Origin of the sequence: Pseudomonas guariconensis, assembly GCF_900102675.1 — a bacterium.
Taxonomy (GTDB): Bacteria; Pseudomonadota; Gammaproteobacteria; order Pseudomonadales; family Pseudomonadaceae; genus Aquipseudomonas; species Aquipseudomonas guariconensis.
On sequence record NZ_FMYX01000005.1, the window covers coordinates 222,864 to 241,977 of the forward strand.

Below are 19,114 nucleotides of genomic sequence, written 5' to 3' on the forward strand. Positions count from 1 at the left end.
TCTCCGGTGAGTGAAATTCAGGGCGTACGAAGCCAGCCCGCACGCGGCGGGCGGCAGGCAAGGCGAAGCATCAATGTGGGGCGTTGGGAGCGGTGCTGGCGTCGAACAGCTCGCAGATGATCGGCCGGTTGCGACGAATGCCCAGACAGCACAGGTAGTAGCTGATGTGGAACGGGTCTTCGGCGAAGGCGATCGAGCGCGTGCCGGGGCGATCGGCATACTCCACCGCAGAGACGAAGCCAATCCCGATGCCATGGACCACTGCATGCACGATCGCCTCGCGGCTGTTGAGTTGCATCGCGCAGTCGAGTGTCACGCCGTGCGCCTGGCAACCTTCCTCCACCAGCTGGCGTGTGCGCGATGCCGGCTCGCGCAACACCACACGCTGATCGGCGATCTCCTGGACGCTGATCCGCTCGCGCTGGGCCCACGGATGGTCGTCGCGCACCACCGCGAGGATCGGGCAGGTGCGATACAGCTGGGTGCTCAGGCGATGGTCGAATTCCGACAGAGCGAGAATCGCCACGTCGATATCGAAGTTGTACAGCCGCTCCAGCGTGCCAGCTTCGCTGGTGAACGAGGTTTCCAGCTCGATGTCCGGATACTGCTGCATCAACGAATAGGTCAGGCTCATGGCGATCGGCGGCGAGACGGCGCCGATGCGCAACATACCCTGCTTGCGCTGGGCAAAGCTCTGCAGTAACTGCAGGGCTTCGTCCTCCTGGCCGAACAACCCTTGCGTGATCTCGTACAACTGCTGTCCGGCAGGGCTGAGCTCGATGAAGCGACCGCGACGATGAAACAGCTCCACCGAGAAGCGTTTTTCCAGGCCGCTGACCTGCTCGCTGATGGTCGGCTGGCCGATGTTGAGCAGCGTGGCGGCCTGGGTGAAGCTCCCGCTCCGGGCAACGGCATGAAACGAACGCAACCACTTGTGGTACTGGTACATGGAGCCTCTCGGTCAGGGGCGCGCGGGCAATGACGGGCATCTTCACACCCTCAGCGCCGGACGAACAGGGCGACCAGGGCACTGCAGGCGCAGGCCGTGGTGACGACGATGAAGATCAACGACGTGTTGCCGGTCGTGTCCAGCATACGTCCAATCAAGGGTTCGGCCAGGCCTGCAAACAGATAAGACGAGAAATTCATGATGCCGGTGGCGGTGCCGGCCCGGCGTGCGCCGACAAGGTCCGGGCACAGCGCCCAGAAACTCGACGCCGGCCCGTAGACGAAGAACCCGCACAGGAACAGCGCCAACAACCCCATCGCGCTGTGCGCCGGCAGGCTCCACATCCACAGGCTGGTCAGGGCGCCCAGTACCATGTAGAGCATGATCGCCAGGTAGCGCTTGCTGCCGAACAGCCGGTCCGAGACCCAGCCGTTGCTCAATGCCCCGACAGCCATGCCTACCGGCAGAGCGACGGTGATCCACTTCGGATCGATGAAGCTGTCACCTTTCTGCCAGTTGGCGCCCAAGAAGTGCACGGGCACCCAGACGATCAGCCCGTAGCGCGCAGCGTTCTGGAAGCCCAGCGAAACAGCGGCCACCAGCAGGCGCGGGTTCTTCAGCACGGCCAGGTAGCGTTGCCGGGAGGTTTCCTGGTCGGCGTGGTCGGCTTCGTTCGCACGGTCCGCCGCATTGGCCACACCTGTGTCTGACAAGGGCTCGAAGCCCATGTCCTGTGGCCGCTCGCGCGCCACCAGGTAGAACACGATGCCACCGGCGAGCATCAGCAGCACCGGCAGGCGGAAGATCCACCGCCACTCCAGGTGCAGCACATCGATGACCACCACCGAGGTCACATACGACAGCACCGAGGCGCAGCCTGCGGCGAACACGTAGAAGCCATAGACCTTGCCGCGTTCTCCTGCGCCCCACCAGTTCGACAGCAGGCGGCTTCCCGGTGCCCAGCCCAAGGCCTGGAAGTAGCCATTGACGCCCCAGGGCAGGACCAGGCTGAACAAGCCTCCGGCAAAACTGGTGACCCAGTTTGCACCGCAAGACAGCACGGCCCCCAGGCTCATGATGCGGCGCCCGCCGAACTTGTCGGCGAGGTTGCCATTGATCGCCTGACCGATGGCGTACATCCACAGCATGGCGCTGGAGGCCCAGCCGAGGGTTTCCTTGCTCAGGCCGAACTCGGCCTGGATGCCGGGGATGGCGAATCCAAAGGTCTGGCGACCGGTGTAGAAGAACAGGTAGCAGAACATCGCCGCCAGCAGCATGCGCCATTGGGCGACGCGAAAAGGCGAGGTTCCGGTCAATGGGCCAGACAGGGTTTGTGTACGGTTCATGACGGTTTTCCTTCTTGTTCGTAGGCGCCGCCGTGAGGCACGGCGGGGCGGCACGCTTGTTCGGTGCAACAGGAAAGGGCGGCGGCGCTGGCCACCGGGGTCTGGACGCGTATCAGGCGGCGTGCGAGCCGATGAAGTTACGGCCGCGTGCGCCCTGCATGGCGAAGTCGATCATCGCTTCGGCCTCGGCATCCGTCACGCCGTAGTCCTCGAACTCGGTCTTGACCCCCAGCCGGTGAAGAAACCCACGCAGCTGATGCTGCGCATCGGCCAGGTCATTGCCGAACACCTTCTTCAGGGCTTGGTCACGTCCGGCGTCGCGCCCCCAGGCAAGGCCCAGCACCAAGGGCAGGGTGAAGGAGCAGGCGATGCCGTGAGGCAGACCGTGGCGCAGGGTCATTTCGTAGGAGATGGAATGGGCCAGGGCAGTCTTGGTGTTGGAGAAGGCCATGCCGGCCTTGAGCGCAGCCAACGCCATGCGCGCACGAAGTTCGCGGTTGCCCAGATCCTGCTCAAGACGCGGCAGGCATTCGAGGATGTCTTCGATGGCCGAAATGGCGAAAGTGTCGGAAATCGGATTGGCGTTGTGGTTCCAGATCGATTCCAGTGCGTGGGACAGCGCATCCAGTCCGGTGGAAACCGTCACCGCCGCAGGCACGCTGAGCATCAGGTCAGGGTCGATCAGCGCCACCTTGGGCCAGGTGCACGCCAGGTGCAGGGAATATTTCTTCTGCTGCGCGGCATCCCACAAAGTCGCCCAAGGGGTCACTTCGCTTCCGGTGCCGGCGGTGGTGGGCGCGGCGACCAGGGTCTTGCAGCGCGCAGGGGTGAACGGTTTGCCACTGGCCAGCAGTTCCAGCAATTCGTCGAAGCGCCCAGAGGCGGTCCCCACGATCAACGCCTTGGCTGTGTCGATCGCGCTACCGCCACCCAAGGCAAGCACGGTGTCGCACTCGGCGTTGACCTGCCAGAAGCGCTCATGGACCGTGCGCAGCCAGGCGACATCGGGGTTGGGCTGGACGTCGTCGATCACGCACACCAGCCGCTCGCCGAGCAGGCCGCGCACGCGTTCGACCAAGCCCAGTTGCGCGGCTTCGGGGAAGGTCACCAGTGCGACTTTGCCCGGGCAGAGCGCGGGCAGGCGTTCCAGGCTGCCACTGCCGAACACGGTGGCGACAGGGTTGTGGAAGAGAGCGGGCATGGACAGTTCCTTGTTTTTGTTGTTGAACGGTGCGCCCATGCTCGGCGGCTTGCGGTTTTCGTTCCAATCGATTGATCGCAGGTAGCTATCGGGTGGGCCGATAATGGGTACGCTCCACGTGCGCCACCCGACCCAACGCGGCCTTACTGCATCACCGCCACCTTCTCCTCCATCATGCGGACCAATACCACGTTCTCCACGGGTTCACTGAGCAAGAACCCTTGCACTTCATGGCACTGGTCATCGCTGAGCAAGGCCAGTTGCTCGGCGGTTTCGACACCTTCAGCGGTCACTGTCATGCCCATAGCGTTGCCGAGGTTGATGATGGCCTGGACCACACTGCGGTCGCTGCCGCTCTTGCCCAGGGACTGAACGAAGCGCTTGTCGATCTTGATGCTGTCGAACGGGTAGGTGCGCAGGTAGCCCAGCGAGGAGTAGCCGGTGCCGAAGTCGTCCATGTTCAGCCGCACCCCCAGCTCCTTGAGCGCATGCATGGTGTGCAGAGCGCCTTCGACGTCATTGAGCATGACGTTCTCGGTGATCTCCAGCTCCAGGCGGTGGGCAGGCAGGCCAGTGGCCCGCAGGGCATCGCCGACGTCCTGGACCACATCGGAGCGGCTGAACTGGGCCGGTGACATGTTCACCGAGACCATCACTGCCTGCGGCCATTCCCTGGCCTTGGTGCACGCCTCGTGCAGCACCCAATTGCCCAGCAGCACGATCAGGTCCGATTCCTCGGCCAGGGCAATGAAACGATCCGGTCGCAACAGGCCGAGCCGGGGGTGTTGCCAGCGCACCAGCGCCTCGACCGAGGCGACCGATATCCCGTCGACCTTGAAGCGCGGCTGGAAATGCAGCACCAGTTCCCCGCGTGGTATGCCCTCGCGCAGCTCGCTTTCCAGCACACGTTTGTCCAGCAGCGCCGCATTCATCTGCGCCGAGAAATAGCGCCAAGTGTTCTTGCCTGCCTGTTTGGCGCTGTACAAGGCCACATCAGCGTAGCGGATCAGGTCGCTAGGGGTGCCGGGGTATTCGGCTGACAGCACCACGCCTAGGCTGACGCCGACATGAACCACATGGCCTTCGACCTGCATGGGGCGCTTGAGCGCTTCGATCACCCGCAGGCAGAAGCGGTCCATGTCCTCTCGATCTCCGGGGTGCGTCAGCACGACGATGAACTCATCGCCCCCCAGCCGGGCCACCAGGTCACTGTCCCGGGTGGCCTGGCCAAGGCGCGCAGCGACCTCGATCAGCACCGCATCCCCGGCAGGATGGCCCAGGCTGTCGTTGATCGGCTTGAAGTTGTCCAGATCCAGCATCAGCACCGCGACCTGGCGCGTCTCCCCGCCCGGACCTGAGGGCTCGAGGAAGCGGAACAGCTTGTTGCGGTTGGGCAGACCGGTGAGTGCGTCGTGCAACGACAGGTGTTGGATCTGAGCGTGGGCAGCCACTTCATCGGTGATGTCGCTGCAGGTCCCGCGAAAACCGGTACAAGCGGCCTGGGCCATGGTCGCTCGCGCGGCGATGCGGCAGATGCGTTGCTGGCCCAGGTGATCCTGGTACTGGCAGCGCAAGGTGCCGGAAGCGCCGGTCGCCGCCAGGCCGTGCAGCCAGGTTGCGAGCTCGCTGGTGTCACAGGACAGCAGCTCGGTGATCGGGCGCTGCAACCAGGCCTCGACGGTATGCCCGGTCAGTTCGGCGAAGCGCGCCGAGAGGTAGGTCAGGCGCAGGTGCGCGTCGGTTTCCCAGATCCAGTCCGAGGCGGCTTCGGCTACGGCCTTGAAGCGCTCTTCGCTGGTCTGCAATGCGTGCTTGGAGGCCGCCAGGTCGCGATGGCTGCGGTCGATGCCGGCGCTTGCGCGCATCGCATGGCGGGCAAACAGGGCCATGGCCAGGGCGATGAGCAGCACCGCGATGGCCAGCGGGACGATCACGGTCTTGATCAGTTCGGTGCCGGGTTGGGGAATCTGCCAGGTCAAGACATGGCCGCTGCCTTCGAGCGGCAGCAGGCCTCGCCCGGTAGGGTCGCTGGCCGTGTCGCTCACGGCAAGGCCGGTCAGCCCTACCGATCGACCCAGCGGGGCGAGTACCGCGGGGGTGAGGATGCGGACGAACACCATCACGGTGGTGGGCTCCGGCACGTGATGGGGCAACGCCTGCGGGCGGATCAACGAGGCTGCGAACACCGCAGGCTGGCCGCGGAACAGCAAATAGCCCGAGGCTGCCTGCTCGGTCTGCGCAGCCTGGCGGGCCAGGAGCAGGACCTTGCCGGCACTGGCGCTGTGCTGCTCGAATCCCGCATCGCTCAAGCGTCCGTCGACCATAGCGTAGTGGGTGCCGTCATCGTTGAGTACGAATACGCCGTCATAGCCATCGGCGGTGTAGAGCGTGGCGCCGACATTGTCTTCATCGTAGGCCCAATGGCTATCGACCGGCCCGGCCAGGTGGTCGTAGGCGGCTTGCCAGTTGGCGTGCGTCAGCAAAAACGTTCTGTCGTTCTTTTGCAACTGGGTCATGGCGGACTCGGCGTGGAAGCGGCTTTGCTCCACCTCACGCGCATCCAAGGCCCCGGCGAGGCGGTACAGCGAAAACAACCCCAGCACCAAAGCCAGCAGCAAGACGGAGGAAAACACCACGATCAGTTGGCGGACCACATGACTACGGGGCGACAGGCCATTGTCAGCAAGCACGTCCATTCGTTCACCATCGCTGCCAGGGGAATGCAAGGTTGACCGGGTGCGGGCCCGGGAGGTCGATGCAGCTGACGACCGGTGGTCTATCCAGCCAGCGACCGCCGCTTTGCCAGCGCCGACAAAGTGCACGCAGGCGTCGTTGGCAGCTATGGGATGTTCGTCGCCAGGTCGGGCAGGCTCCTCGCACCACTCGATAATCCCGAAATTCACTCAGGAGACGGTCGTGAAGCTGGAAACGCGAAGTATCGAGTTTGTCCCTCACGCTGAACGCTATGGCACACCCAGGCGGTTGTTCACCATCTGGTTCAGCTCCAATTTCCAGGTGACCGCCCTGATGGTCGGTACGTTGGGCATCGCCGCAGGCTTGAGCTTTGCCTGGACGCTGCTCGGCCTGCTGATCGGCAATCTCGTCGGCACTATCTTCATGGCCGCGCATTCGGCCCAAGGGCCGCATCTGGGCGTGCCGCAGATGATCCAGAGCCGGGCACAGTTCGGTGTCTACGGCGCGGCGATTCCGTTGCTGGTGATGGTGGTGGCCGCTGTGCTGTTCCTGGCCGCCAGCGGTGTACTGATGCGCGATGCCTTGAAAGCGCTGCTACCGATCAGCGACGACCAAGCCATCGTCCTGGTCGGTGTGTTGACCTTCGTCATCGGCTTCGTCGGCTATGAGCTGATCCACCGACTGGGCGCCTGGATGAGCTTGCTGTCCACGCTGGTGTTCGGTGGCGCCCTGGTGCTGATCCTGCTGCATCCCGGCCAGGCGTCGGCGAATGCCTCGGCCACTGGCGCGTTCTCCTGGACCGCTTTCAACCTGGTGGTAGCGCAGGCGGCGTCATGGACGCTGGGATATGGCCCCTACGTGGCCGATTACTCACGCTATCTGCCGGCCAACGTGAACACCCGCACCACATTCTGGACAACCTATTCGGGTTGCGCGCTAGGCTCCTTCGCCATGATGGCCCTGGGCGCGTTGCTGGCCGTCGCGATTCCGACAGCCCTTGGCCTGAACCCGGCCACCGCGATCGCCACGCTGTTCGGGCCTTCGGCGCCGATGGCGCTGGGCGTGATTGCGCTTGGCGTCATCCAGTACAACGTGCTCTGCCTGTACAGCGCCTACATGTCGTCGGTGACGATTTTCGGCGCTTTCGGTGGGCTGCGATATGTCACCCCCACCGCCAAGGCAGTGGTGATGGCGGTGCTGACCCTCGCCGCCACGCTGATCGCCATTGCCACCCAGTACCATTTCGACACCTTCTTTGCCGACATCCTGATCGGGCAGCTCTACCTGTTGATCCCCTGGAGTGCGATCAACCTGGCGGACTACTACTGGGTGTGCCGCGGTCACTACGACGTCGCTGAGCTGTACAACGCCAAGGGCCGCTACGGACGCTTCAATCGCCGGACCCTGGCGGTGTACGCGGTCTCGATCATCGGCACCATTCCGTTCATGAAGCTGTCGTTCTACACAGGCTTCGTCGCGAGCTGGCTGGACGCGGACATCAGCTGGGTGGTGGGCCTGGTACTGGCGGGGGCGCTGTATTGCATGGTCAACAGCCCATCCTCGGTCAGGCAAGGTCAGTTCCCGTCCTCGGTGCCGGAGTAACTGGCTAGCCGGCTATTTCGATAGGCTGAAAACCCAACACGCCCGCAGGAAGCGGGCTTTTCATCCCTTGCGGGGCGTCTTGGCAGCGGGCATGTGCAAGTAAGCCATCACGCTTTCGGTCAACTCTGTCGCCAGCTTCACCGCTTCCTTGTTGCGCGCCATGACGCCGGCCACCAGCCCCTCGATCAATGCCAGCACGGCAATGTTGGAGCTGGTCAATACCGGATGATCGGCGGGCGCGAACAATACATGGTCAGCGATGGCGGTGAGAGGGGAGGCGGGCGAGTCGGTAATTGCCAGCACCGTGGCGTTGCGCTCGCGAGCAAAGCGAGAAAGCTGGAGGGTGTCCTGGGAGTAGCGCGGCATGGAAATCGCCAGCAGCACGTCTTGCTCGGTGATTGCTGCCAGGCGGTAGGCGGCGTTCTCGTTACCGCCTTCCATGCTGATGGCGCAGGCATCCTTGCAGAACGGCACTAGCGTCGAAGCTGCCAGTCCGGCCATGTAGGCGCTGTTTCCGAAGCCCAGCACATAGATTTTGCGTGCCGAGATCAGCCGGCTGACGAAGGCTTCGAACGCATCGGCTGGATTGTTGCTATCGGTGCTGGCCAAGTTGCTGCCGGCACTTTGGATCTGCTCATGCAGGCCGAAGTCTCCGCTGGGCCGCTGGGCTAGCTCGTTGCGGAGTTTGTCTACGGGCGAGACCATTTGCTGCAAGGTGGCCACCAGCTCGGCTTTCATGCCAGTGTAGCCGCCCAGGTCCAGGGCCTTGGCCAGGCGATTGACCGCAGCAGGCGAGGTCGCGGTGGCCTGGGCCATGTCTTCGATGGTCAGGGTCGCCGCTTTCAGCGGGTGGCGCAGAATGTAGTCGGCGACCTTGCGCAACGACGGTGGTAGGTCGAGCAGTTGCTGCGACAACTTGCGCATGACCGGCGAGGCATAGACGGTATTGTTCTTCGATTTGCTCGGCATCCGGCGCAAGCTCCCTGAGTGATTGGCCGTAGTCTATCTCAAGGCATTCCCCGGCCACAGCCGGGGCGCTCGTGCGGACTTACTTGAGGCTGCCGGCAAGAAACTGCTGCAAGCGTTGGGACTGGGGACGTGCGAGCACCTCCTGAGGGGCGCCGCGTTCCAAGGCCACCCCCTGATGCAAGAACAGCACTTGGTTGGAGACCTCCCTGGCAAAGCCCATCTCATGGGTGACCACGACCATGGTGCGGCCTTCCTGAGCCAGGTCCTGCATGACCTTTAGCACCTCGCCGACCAGCTCCGGGTCGAGCGCCGAGGTCGGCTCGTCGAACAGCATGACCTCCGGCTCCATGGCCAGGGCCCGTGCGATCGCCACGCGCTGCTGCTCGCCTCCGGACATGTGTGCTGGGTAGGCGTCACGGCGATGGCTGACGCCAACCTTGTGCAGGTAGTACTCGGCTTTTTCGCGGGCTTGCTTGCGGTTCATGCCCAGGACATGCACAGGGGCTTGCATGACGTTGTCCAGGGTGCTCATGTGCGACCAGAGGTTGAAATGCTGAAAGACCATGCTCAGCCGTGAGCGCAGGCGCTGCAGTTGGCGAGGGTCGGCGGCGCGCAGACCGCCACGGGGGCAGTTGCGCAATCTCAGTTGTTCGCCATTGACCAGGATCTGCCCCGCATTGGGTTGCTCGAGCAAGTTTATGCAGCGTAGGAAGGTGCTCTTGCCGGAGCCGCTGGAGCCGATGATGCTGATCACATCGCCCGCCTTGGCCTGCAGCGAGACGCCTTTGAGCACCTGATGGCTGCCGTAGCTTTTATGCAGGTCCTGAATTTCCAGTTTGTTCATCGATGGGTACTCGTTGTGTCAGTCGCTGAGCAAGCGACCTTGGCGAATAGGCGTGCTACCGGCGACTTTGGCCAGCCACAGACCTGGTTGGGCGAAGCGCAGGCGTTCGCGGGCATAGAGAATGCCGTCAGTGGTGGCCCTGACCACGCTGTGACGATCGCTGAGCGGATCGATCACTTCGAACAACGGGTCCCCGACCTTCACCTGCGCCCCCAGTGGTTGCAGATAGCTGATCACGCCGGGATGTTCGGCATAGGCGTATTGAGCGCCGGCAAAGGGTGTGGCTTGGCAGCAGTGGCTTGGCGCATCGGGCCATTGGCCGCTGATCAGTCCCTGATCGGCGAGGTAGGCAAGGATGTGCTCGGCGTTGGCCTGGCAGAGTTCACGTTCGGTATCGGCCATGCCGCGCAACTCCACGGTGGTGGCGATACAGGCCAACGGGATGTTGGCCTGCTCGAAGTGCTTGGACAGCTTCGTCCAAGGCACCGCGCAGGCTTCGTCGAATGCGTTGCCGCCGGCGTCTTCGGCCAACAGCGCCACCTGCGCCTCCAGGCGTGCCGCCAGAGCGCGCAGACGTGGCCAGTTCTGCGGCAATGCATACAGCAACATCACCGACTCGAAATCGCAGTGCAGGTCCAGCACCACATCGGCGTCGCACGCGTGTTGCAGGAGCAAGCGACGAAGACCGTCGAGCTCCGACTGCGCGGGGGGCATGTGCTCGAGAATATCGAGCATGGTGCGGCGAATGATGGCTACGTTGGCCTCGCCGTCCTCGCCCAGCAGGCCCTCCAGACGTTCGACCAGTGCTGTGGTCAGTTCCGGAAAATCGCGGTTGAAGTTCTTGCCGCTGTTGAACTCGAAACGGCCTTGGTGTGTGGCCTGGAACATCTGGCCGATTCCGATCGGATTGGCCAGTGGCACCAGTTCGATCACGCCCTTGAGCCGGCCTTGGGCTTCCAGCTCGGCCAGGCGGGACTTCAAGGCTACCGCCACGCGCATACCCGGCAGTTCGTCCGCGTGCAGCGAGGCCTGGATATAGGCTTTGCGCGGGCCGTTACCGAAGCGGAACAGGCTCAGGGTGCGTTGGGTACCGCAGGCACTCCAAGGCAGGATATGGTCGATTTGCTGCATGGATGCTCCTCAGTGCTTGCGTGGGGCCAGGTAGGTCAACCAGCGGCGTTCGGCCAGCTTGAACAGGCGCACCAGTAGAAAGGTCAGGACTAGGTAGATCAGCCCCGCGGTAATGAAAGCCTCGAACGGCAGGTAGTAGCGCGCATTGAAGGTCTTGGCCGCGCCGGTGATGTCTACCAGCGTGACGATCGACGCCAGGCTGGTGGTCTGCAGCATCATCAGCACTTCGTTACTGTATTGCGGCAGGGACCGGCGCAGGGCCGAGGGCAGCAGGATGCGCCGGTACAGGGCGAGACGCGACATGCCCATGGCACGTGCGGCTTCGACTTCGCCCCGTGGGGTGGCCCTCAGGCTACCGGCCAACAACTCGGCGCTGTAGGCGCTTGTGTTGATGGCGAACGCCAGGCAGGTGCAGAAAGTCGCGCTGGACAGGTATGGCCAGAGCAGGCTCTGACGCACAAGCTCGAACTGAGCCAGGCCGTAGTAGACCAGGAACAACTGCACCAGCATCGGTGTGCCGCGAATCACGTAGGTGAAGAGCCAGGCCGGGAAGCGCAGCAGATATAAGTTCGACACGCGCATCAGCGCCAGCGGGATCGCTAGCGCCAGGCCGCAGGCCAGGGAAACCAGCAGCACTTTCAGGGTCAGCGCGATGCCGCTTAGGTACAACGGTAGGTTCTGCCAGATCAGGTGATAGTCAAGCATGATGCAAACCTTCCCTTCACAGGTCCGCGGCTTTGAAGCCGAACGAGTAACGGTTTTCCACGCTGCGCAGGATCCACAGCGACAGGCTGGTCAGCAGCAGGTAGAGCCCTGCCACGGTGAGAAAGAACGTGAACGGTTCATGGGTCGCATCGGCCGCGTTCTTGGCCTTGAACATCATGTCCTGCAGGCCGATCACGGAGATCAGCGCGGTGGACTTGGTCAGCACCAGCCAGTTGTTGGTGAAGCCCGGCAGCGCCAGGCGCACCAACTGCGGTACGCTGATTCGCCAGAACACCTGCAGGCTGCCCATGCCATAAGCGGCACCCGCTTCGGCCTGGCCCTTGGGTATGGCGAGAAAGGCCCCGCGAAAAGTCTCTGAGAGATAGGCCCCAAAAATGAAGCCCATGGTGCAAACCCCGGCTATGAATGGGTTGATGTCGATGTACTGCTCGTAGCCCAGGACCAGCGCCAAGCGGTTGACCAAGTCCTGGCCGCCATAAAACACCAGCAGAATCAAGACCAGGTCAGGAATGCCGCGCACCACCGTGGTGTAGACCTCGCCCAGTGCTGCCAGCCAGCGCAGCGGCGACAGCCGGCAGGCGGCGCCGATCAGACCAAGGCCGATGGCCAGTGCCATCGCCATCAGGGCCAGGCTGATGCTCAACCACGCGCCATCGAGAATGCTCGATCCATAGCCGTGAAGCATGATGTAAGTCCTCGTTAGCCGGCGCTATTGGCCATAGATGTCGAATGGGAAGTACTTGCTTTGCACCTGCTGGTAGGTCCCATTGGCACGAATGGCTGCGATGGCGGCATTCAATCGCGCCAGATTGGCGTGATCGCCTTTGCGCACGGCGATCCCCGCGCCCCGACCGAAGTAGCGTGGGTCGCTGATGTCCGGGCCGACCAGTGCGAAGCCTTGGCCAGCGGGCGTCTTGATGAAGCTCTCTTCGGTATTGACGATGTCCGCCAGGGTGGCGTCCAGCCGGCCGGCCACCAGATCGAGGAAGGCTTCGTTTTGCGAGGCGTAGCGCAACACCTCCACACCCGCGCTTTCCAGTTGCTCGGTGGCGAAGCGGTCATAGGTAGAGGCACGCTGCACGCCGAGCTTTTTGCCTTTGAGGTCGTGGACTGGATCGGTTATCTGGCTGCCGGCCTTCATCGCGAACTTGCCGGGGGTGTGGTAGTACTTGTCGGTGAAGTCGACCGACTTGAGCCGATCTTCAGTGATCGACATCGACGACAACACGGCGTCGATCTTGCGTACCTTCAATGACGGAATCATCCCGTCGAACTCTTGGATCACCCACTGACATTTGACCTTCATCTGCGCGCACAGGGCGTTGCCGATATCGTAGTCAAAGCCCGCCAGCTCGCCTTCGGGCGTGCGGTAAGCGAAGGGCGGATAAGCCGCCTCGATGCCGATGCGCAGGCTTCCTTCATCGGCCTGAGCCAACGCGCTGCAGGCACACAGCGCCAATGCGCCTAGAAGTCCGGTCTTGTTCATATTCTTGTCTCCGGTGGATAGGGCGTTACCGGCCTGCCTCTTTGCGGGGTGCGGCTCGGTGCGAAGAGAAAATGACACGTTTAATTTCACAAATCAACGATTGTGAAAATAAAAGTATCAGCTCCTGATTGCGCAAAGCGCGCGCCTAAGACTGTCGCGTCTTACTCATCGAGGAGGTTGTGTGGAGAACACTGGGAATCGCATTTCGAGCACCAGTGCAACATCGTACGGACAGGTGCCGATAGATTTCCCGCAGAGCCTAGCGGCCCTGCAAGGCGCTTATTCGCAGCTGTTTGTCGCAGACAAGGGACTTGCACACGCTCGCCACGCACGCCAAGGCCGCAAACGCAACGCCGGCCCACAGCGCCAGAAAAGCGCCCTGGGCGGAGTACACCTGGAAGAACCCCGCCACCAACGCCGCGCCCAATACCTGCCCGAGCATTCGCATTGTGCTCGACAGGCCGCCCGCCCCACCGCTGCGCTGCGGTGCGATCGACGAAATCATGTCGCGCATGTTCGGCGACTGGAAGAACCCGAACCCCGCGCCACATACGGCCATGCGCAAGGCGATGTCCCATGGCGCGGGCGAAGACGGTAGGGTGCAGAGCAGTACCAGGCCGATCCCCAGTATGCCCATGCCCATGGCGGTGAGGGTGCCGGTCGCGTAGCGGTCCGAGAGCCTTCCAGCGATGGGGGCCATGAGCGCGGCCATGGCAGGCCAAGGCGTGATCAGAAATCCGGTCTCGACCTGGGAGAGCCCCCACTGGTGCTGCAACATGAAGGGCAGGGCGATGAACGCCAGGCTCTGCGCCGTGAGCGACGCCGCAGCGCTGGCGGCAGACAGCGCGTAGAGCGGCTGGCGCAGCAGGTCAAGAGCAAGGATCGGCGCGGGATGACCGGCCTGGCGCCGCAGCAATAGGCACAGGCAAAGCCCGGCGAGCACCGCGCTGCCCAGCGTGACGCTCCATGGCCCGCCTTGGGCAAGGCCATTCACGGCATACACCAGGGCAGCAAGAAACAGCGCGCAGAGCCCTGCGGCCATGGCATCGAATGCCCGCGCGCTGGTAGGGGTGGGCGGCAGCGAGCGCAGGCCGAGAAACACGCCGACCAAGCCCACCGGGACATTGATCAGGAACAGCCAGTGCCAGCTGGCAAGGCTCAGGATCAGTGAAGCCACGCTCGGTCCGGCAGCCAGCGAGGCGCCCACGACCAGCGCATTGACCCCCATGCCGCGCCCGAGCATGTGATTGGGAAAGACGAAACGCGTCATCGCCACACCCACACCCAGGATCCCGGCGGCGCTCAAACCTTGTACCAGGCGACCGACCAGCAGCCACTCGAACGACGGGGCCAGGCCACACAGCAGCGACGCCAGGATGAACAGCACCAGGCCCGCCATGGAGATGCGCCGGTAGCCGACGATGTCTCCCAGCGAAGCCAGTGGCAGCAGGGCGGCGATCATCGCCAGGTGATAAATGCTCACCACCCAGATCGATTGGGCGTCGGTGGTGCCCAGGTCGGCGGCGATGGTCGGCAAGGCCGTGTTGGCGATCGCCGTTTCCAGGTTGGCCATGGCGATGTTGAGCATGATCGCGATGACGGCGATGAGCCTTTGAGGTTTTGGCACCCCTTCGCCGGGGGGCGGCAGGGTGGTCTGCTTGAAGGCGAACACGGCGAGACTCTTGGCAGGGACTGAACGAGGGAGGCGGCAAGGCGCCTGGCACATACTAGGAAATGTCACCCGGCGCTTGAAATTAAATATCGGCATCCTGGGCAGTGAGAATTTGAATCGGCCAACCCTGTGGCGCATGCTCGATGGCATGGGGTCTGAAGCGCGCTAATGGGCCTTTCCTTACATCTTGTGCCGAGAGTCCTGTTGTTATCGGTAATTTTGCAGGCATAGGATCGATCCGCAGCGCATTCAAGGAGACGCATCCATGCAAATCACCCGCAGCATCAGTACCGTCGAAGTCCACACCGGTGGCGAGCCGTTCCGTATCGTGACATCCGGGCTGCCGCGCATGCCGGGCAAAACCATCGTCGAGCGCCGTGCCTGGTTGCGGGAAAACGCCGATGACATCCGCCAGGCCCTGATGTTCGAGCCTCGCGGTCACGCCGACATGTATGGCGGCTACCTTACCGAACCGGTTTCGCCCACGGCGGACTTCGGCATCATCTTTCTGCACAACGAGGGTTACAGCGACCACTGTGGTCACGGCACTATCGCACTGGCGACGGCAGCGGTCGAACTGGGCTGGGTCGAGCGTACCGAGCCGGAAACGCGTGTGGGTATCGATGCCCCTTGTGGCTTCATCGAAGCGTTCGTGAAGTGGGATGGCAAGCACGCCAACGGCGTACGCTTCATCAACGTGCCGTCGTTCATCTACAAGCGCGATGTGACCGTCACGACCCCAAGCTTCGGTGAGGTCACAGGGGACATCGCCTACGGTGGCGCCTTCTATTTCTACACCAGCGGCGCGCCGCATGGCCTGGAGATCCGCGAGTCCGCGGTGGAGACACTGAAGCAGTTCGGCGCGCAAGTGAAGCAGGCGGCCAACGCTGCATTCGCTGTGGTGCATCCGGACATCCCGGAAATCAACCATATCTACGGCACCATCATCGATGGCGCGCCGCGTTTCGCTGAGTCCACCCAGGCCAACTGTTGCATCTTCGCCGATCGCGAAGTGGACCGCTCGCCGACCGGTTCAGGCACTAGTGGCCGGGTCGCGCAGCTCTATCTGCGCGGGCTGCTGGGCAAGGACGAGGTGTTGGTCAACGAGTCGGTGATCGGTTCGGTCTTCACCGCCAAGGTCATCCAGGAAACCACCGTGGGCGACATTCCAGCGGTGATTCCTGAAGTATCGGGCAACGCTTACATCTCTGGGTTTTGCAACTGGATCATCGATGATCGCGATCCGCAGAAGCACGGCTTCCTCGTGCGTTAATGAAAAGGGCAAGAGGTCGCTTTGCTGGGGCACCGCTCTTGCCTCCACACGGGTGTTGCTTTAGAGGTCTGAAGTCTGTCGAATTATGACTTGGACGGTCTTGGTGGGGGAGGCATAGGATGACGGCCACTGGAGTTCACAACTGACTCCCCTCATCAGGAAAGACATCAATGAGCCTCAAATCGCTTATCGCCAACCCACTGGGCTTCGGCACCGCACCGCTTGGCAACATGTTCCGCGACGTACCCCAAGACGAGGTGCAAGCCACCGTCGATGCCGCCTGGAACAACGGCGTGCGTTACTTCGATACCGCGCCGTTCTACGGCGCTGGTCTCTCCGAGTCGCGTCTGGGCGATGCCCTGGTCGGTCGTCCACGTGACGAGTACGTGCTCAGCAGCAAGGTCGGCCGGATCATCCTCGACGAACTGGAAGACCCCACCAGCCGCGAGCTGGGCGAGAAGAGCGGCCTGTTCGAACACGGCAACCGCAACCGCATCGTCAACGACTACAGTGCCGATGCCACCCTGCGTTCGATCGAAGACAGCCTGCGCCGCCTGAAGACCGACCGCCTGGACATCGTCTGGATTCACGACATCGCCCAGGACTTCTACGGTGACGAGTGGCTGGAGCGTTTCGAGACGGCCCGCAAAGGCGCCTTCCGCGTCCTCACCCGCCTGCGTGAAGAGGGCGTGATCAAGGCCTGGGGCCTGGGTGTGAACCGCGTCGAACCGATCGAACTGACCCTGGATCTTGACGAGCCGCAACCCGATGGCTTCCTGCTCGCCGGCCGTTACTCGCTGCTCGATCATGACCGCGCTCTGCAACGTGTCATGCCGCAGGCGGTCGAGCAGGGCGTCGGCATCGTCGTCGGCGGCCCCTACAGCTCTGGCGTGACCGCCGGTGGCGAGCACTTCGAGTACCAGAAAGCCACCCCAGCGGTACTGGCCAAGCTCGAGCGTATCCGTGCTGTGGCGCGTGCCCATGGCGTCGAGGTCAAGGCCGCCGCCTTGCAGTTCGCCCTGGCTCACCCGGCTGTGGTCGCGGCCATTCCTGGCTCTACCCGCGTGGCGCACGCTAACGAAGACCATGCCGCGCTGAGCGCAGTGATCCCGGCGGCGTTCTGGAACGACCTGCGTCAACAAGGCCTGATCAACGCCCTGGCACCGGTTCCGGCCGCCTGAGCATGACGGGGCAGGGCTGCGCCGCAGCCCTGTCAACATCCGCGCCGCGCGTGGCCGATGGGGCACGCGCGGCGTTTTCATGCGTTGAGCGTGCCGCGCGTTGTAACTCGTCGTCCTCTCGGTGTGGAGCGTTGTAATGCCAGGATGGCCCGTGCAGGCGCTTCTTTCACAGGGGAAAGCGTGCTTGCGCGCGTGGTAAGGTCCAACGCATCAATCAACGAGGAGCCAACATGGATCTAGGTATCAAGGGCCGCTGGGCCATCGTCTGCGCCGCCAGTCAAGGGTTGGGCAAGGGCTGCGCCGAGGCCCTGGGCGGCGAGGGCGTCAACCTGGTGATCAACGCCCGCACTGCCACCACCCTGGAGCAGGCGGCTGCCGAACTGCGTAGCCGCTTCCCGGGCATCGAAGTCCGCACGGTCGCTGGCGATGTGGCCGAGCCTGCGGTGCGCGAAGCCCTGCTCAGCGCCTGCCCGCAGGTCGATATCCTGGTCAACAACGCCGGTGGCCCACCACCAGGCGATTTCCGGAACTGGGATCGGGAAGACTGGCTCAAGGCCTTGGACGCCAACATGCTCACGCCCATCGAGCTGATCAAGGCCGTGGTCGATGGCATGGCCGAGCGCGGTTTTGGACGGGTGGTGAACATCACCTCGGGCGCGGTGAAAGCGCCGATCGATATCCTGGGGCTGTCCAATGGTGCGCGCAGCGGCCTGACCGGTTTCATCGCAGGGCTCGCCCGCCAGCAACGTCTGGCCGGGCGCAACGTGACCCTGAACAACCTGCTGCCAGGCGCCTTCGACACCGCTCGCCTGCAAAAGACCTTGCAGGCGGCCAGCCAGGTCAGCGGCGACCTGCAGGCAACCACCCAGGCACGTCGCCAGGCAATCCCGGCGGCGCGGTTCGGCGATGCCAAGGAGTTCGGGGCGTACTGCGCCTTCCTGTGCAGCGTCCATGGTGGCTATATCACCGGGCAGAACCTGCTGATCGACGGCGGTGCCTACCCGGGCACTTTCTGACCTAGCACGCCTGGGCGAAGCGGCTGGATCACCCCAGCCGCGTCACCCACTTGCCCGATGCATGACCTTCCTTGAGTTGGCGCAATGCCCTCGGTAGCGCATCAAAGGCAAAGTCCAGGCGCTGTGGCATTACCAGTCGGCCCTCGGCGACCATTTGCAGCAAACGCTCCCCTTCGACCTTCAACGCCTGGCGATCGAGCAGTCGACCGTGGGCGTGGATGCTGTTGAGCGCGACTTCATGCAACGAGATCGCTGTGCTGAAGGCAGGCAGCGGCGCGGTTTCCTGGCGGTCCTGGATGCATACCAGATGGCCGTTGTAGCCAAGCAGGCAGGCTAGGCTCGCCGCATGCGCGCCGCTGACGGTATCGAACAGTGCATGCAGCGGGCGTTCGCCCAGGGCGGTTTGCAGGTGTGCCTGCCAGTCCTCGGCGCGGTAGTCGAATACACCTATCACGCCCAGTTGCCTGAGGCGGTCATGGTGTTTCTCGCCAGCGGTGGCCCATACGCGCAGACCGCGCTGCACGGCGAGCTGAACAAGGTAGAAGCCCACCGCACCACCCGCGCCCACCACCAGTACATCACGTGAGGCGCCGTCGGCGACTTTGGCCAAGGCCTGCCAGGCAGTGAGCGCCGGGCAGGGGATGGCGGCTGCGGCGGCATCGTCGAGGTTGGCGGGGATGTGCATCACCAGCGTTGCGTCGAGCAGGCAGTACTGGGCAAAGCTGCCATCACGGGACAGCGACTGGTGATAGGCGACACGGGTGCCCAAGGGCAGGTCGACACCTTCGCCGACGGCGGCAACGAGGCCGGCACCGTCGACGCCGGGCACGGTGCCCTGGCGCCAATCGGCATGGCCCCATTCGCAGATCTTCCAGTCCACCGGGTTCAGGGCGATGGCACGGTTGGCCACCAATACTTGACCGGGGCCGGGTTTGGGGAGGGGTTTGTCGATGAGCTCAAGGCCGTCCAGGCCGGCGCCCGGGGTCCAGCCCCAGGCTCGATGCGTGGTGGACATGGGGAGTCC

The 19,114-nt window shown here is 63.4% G+C and carries 16 protein-coding genes; 4 read left to right on the forward strand and 12 right to left on the reverse strand.

The annotated features are described in order from the left end of the window. Nucleotides 1-70 precede the first annotated feature (70 nt). The 4 genes from BLS27_RS10860 to BLS27_RS10875 form a co-directional block, all read right to left on the reverse strand. Complete coding sequence (locus tag BLS27_RS10860) at nt 71-949, reverse strand: LysR substrate-binding domain-containing protein (RefSeq protein WP_070571198.1); 879 nt, start codon at nt 947-949, stop codon at nt 71-73. Between the two features lie 50 nt (nt 950-999). Next, entirely contained in the window at nt 1,000-2,295 is a 1,296-nt protein-coding gene (locus BLS27_RS10865) for an MFS transporter (RefSeq protein WP_043208955.1), read from the reverse strand. A gap of 112 nt (nt 2,296-2,407) precedes the next feature. Then, nucleotides 2,408-3,496 carry an iron-containing alcohol dehydrogenase PsrA gene (gene psrA / locus BLS27_RS10870; protein ID WP_090344861.1) on the reverse strand — a complete coding sequence of 363 codons (1,089 nt, stop codon included), beginning with the start codon at nt 3,494-3,496 and terminating at the stop codon, nt 2,408-2,410. A gap of 143 nt (nt 3,497-3,639) precedes the next feature. Then, nucleotides 3,640-6,192, reverse strand: a complete 2,553-nt coding sequence (locus tag BLS27_RS10875) for a bifunctional diguanylate cyclase/phosphodiesterase (protein ID WP_090344685.1) — start codon at nt 6,190-6,192, stop codon at nt 3,640-3,642. Nucleotides 6,193-6,412: 220 nt separating this feature from the next. Here BLS27_RS10875 and BLS27_RS10880 point away from each other — a divergent pair, with 220 nt between their 5' ends. Further along, nucleotides 6,413-7,792, forward strand: a complete 1,380-nt coding sequence (locus tag BLS27_RS10880; RefSeq protein WP_043208950.1) for a purine-cytosine permease family protein — start codon at nt 6,413-6,415, stop codon at nt 7,790-7,792. A 60-nt stretch (nt 7,793-7,852) separates the two neighbouring features. Here BLS27_RS10880 and BLS27_RS10885 read toward each other — a convergent pair whose 3' ends face one another. The 7 genes from BLS27_RS10885 to BLS27_RS10915 form a co-directional block, all read right to left on the reverse strand. After that, nucleotides 7,853-8,761: a MurR/RpiR family transcriptional regulator gene (locus BLS27_RS10885; protein WP_043208948.1), complete on the reverse strand. Its 909-nt coding sequence runs from the start codon at nt 8,759-8,761 to the stop codon at nt 7,853-7,855. A 79-nt stretch (nt 8,762-8,840) separates the two neighbouring features. Then, a complete protein-coding gene (locus BLS27_RS10890) occupies nt 8,841-9,605 on the reverse strand; it encodes an ABC transporter ATP-binding protein (RefSeq protein WP_043208946.1) in 765 nt (254 codons plus the stop codon). Nucleotides 9,606-9,623: 18 nt separating this feature from the next. Further along, the gene (locus BLS27_RS10895) at nt 9,624-10,736 is read right to left on the reverse strand and encodes a succinylglutamate desuccinylase/aspartoacylase family protein (RefSeq protein ID WP_090344687.1); all 1,113 of its coding nucleotides are present in this window, start codon (nt 10,734-10,736) and stop codon (nt 9,624-9,626) included. A gap of 9 nt (nt 10,737-10,745) precedes the next feature. Next, entirely contained in the window at nt 10,746-11,441 is a 696-nt protein-coding gene (locus BLS27_RS10900) for an ABC transporter permease (protein ID WP_290446781.1), read from the reverse strand. A gap of 16 nt (nt 11,442-11,457) precedes the next feature. After that, complete coding sequence (locus tag BLS27_RS10905; RefSeq protein WP_043208939.1) at nt 11,458-12,147, reverse strand: ABC transporter permease; 690 nt, start codon at nt 12,145-12,147, stop codon at nt 11,458-11,460. A gap of 24 nt (nt 12,148-12,171) precedes the next feature. After that, complete coding sequence (locus tag BLS27_RS10910) at nt 12,172-12,948, reverse strand: ABC transporter substrate-binding protein (protein WP_043208937.1); 777 nt, start codon at nt 12,946-12,948, stop codon at nt 12,172-12,174. Between the two features lie 259 nt (nt 12,949-13,207). Continuing rightward, complete coding sequence (locus BLS27_RS10915) at nt 13,208-14,620, reverse strand: MFS transporter (RefSeq protein WP_341845458.1); 1,413 nt, start codon at nt 14,618-14,620, stop codon at nt 13,208-13,210. A gap of 265 nt (nt 14,621-14,885) precedes the next feature. On the opposite strand from BLS27_RS10915, the gene lhpH reads away from it, so the two are divergent. The 3 genes from lhpH (at nt 14,886) to BLS27_RS10930 (ending at nt 18,090) form a co-directional block, all read left to right on the forward strand. After that, nucleotides 14,886-15,893 (forward strand): trans-3-hydroxy-L-proline dehydratase, encoded by a 1,008-nt coding sequence (gene lhpH, locus BLS27_RS10920; RefSeq protein ID WP_090344691.1) that lies wholly within the window; start codon nt 14,886-14,888, stop codon nt 15,891-15,893. A gap of 170 nt (nt 15,894-16,063) precedes the next feature. Then, nucleotides 16,064-17,074 carry an aldo/keto reductase gene (locus tag BLS27_RS10925; protein ID WP_090344693.1) on the forward strand — a complete coding sequence of 337 codons (1,011 nt, stop codon included), beginning with the start codon at nt 16,064-16,066 and terminating at the stop codon, nt 17,072-17,074. Between the two features lie 230 nt (nt 17,075-17,304). Beyond that, the gene (locus BLS27_RS10930; protein WP_043208929.1) at nt 17,305-18,090 is read left to right on the forward strand and encodes an SDR family oxidoreductase; all 786 of its coding nucleotides are present in this window, start codon (nt 17,305-17,307) and stop codon (nt 18,088-18,090) included. Between the two features lie 28 nt (nt 18,091-18,118). Here BLS27_RS10930 and BLS27_RS10935 read toward each other — a convergent pair whose 3' ends face one another. Beyond that, nucleotides 18,119-19,105, reverse strand: a complete 987-nt coding sequence (locus BLS27_RS10935) for a zinc-binding dehydrogenase (protein ID WP_090344695.1) — start codon at nt 19,103-19,105, stop codon at nt 18,119-18,121. Nucleotides 19,106-19,114: the final 9 nt, after the last annotated feature.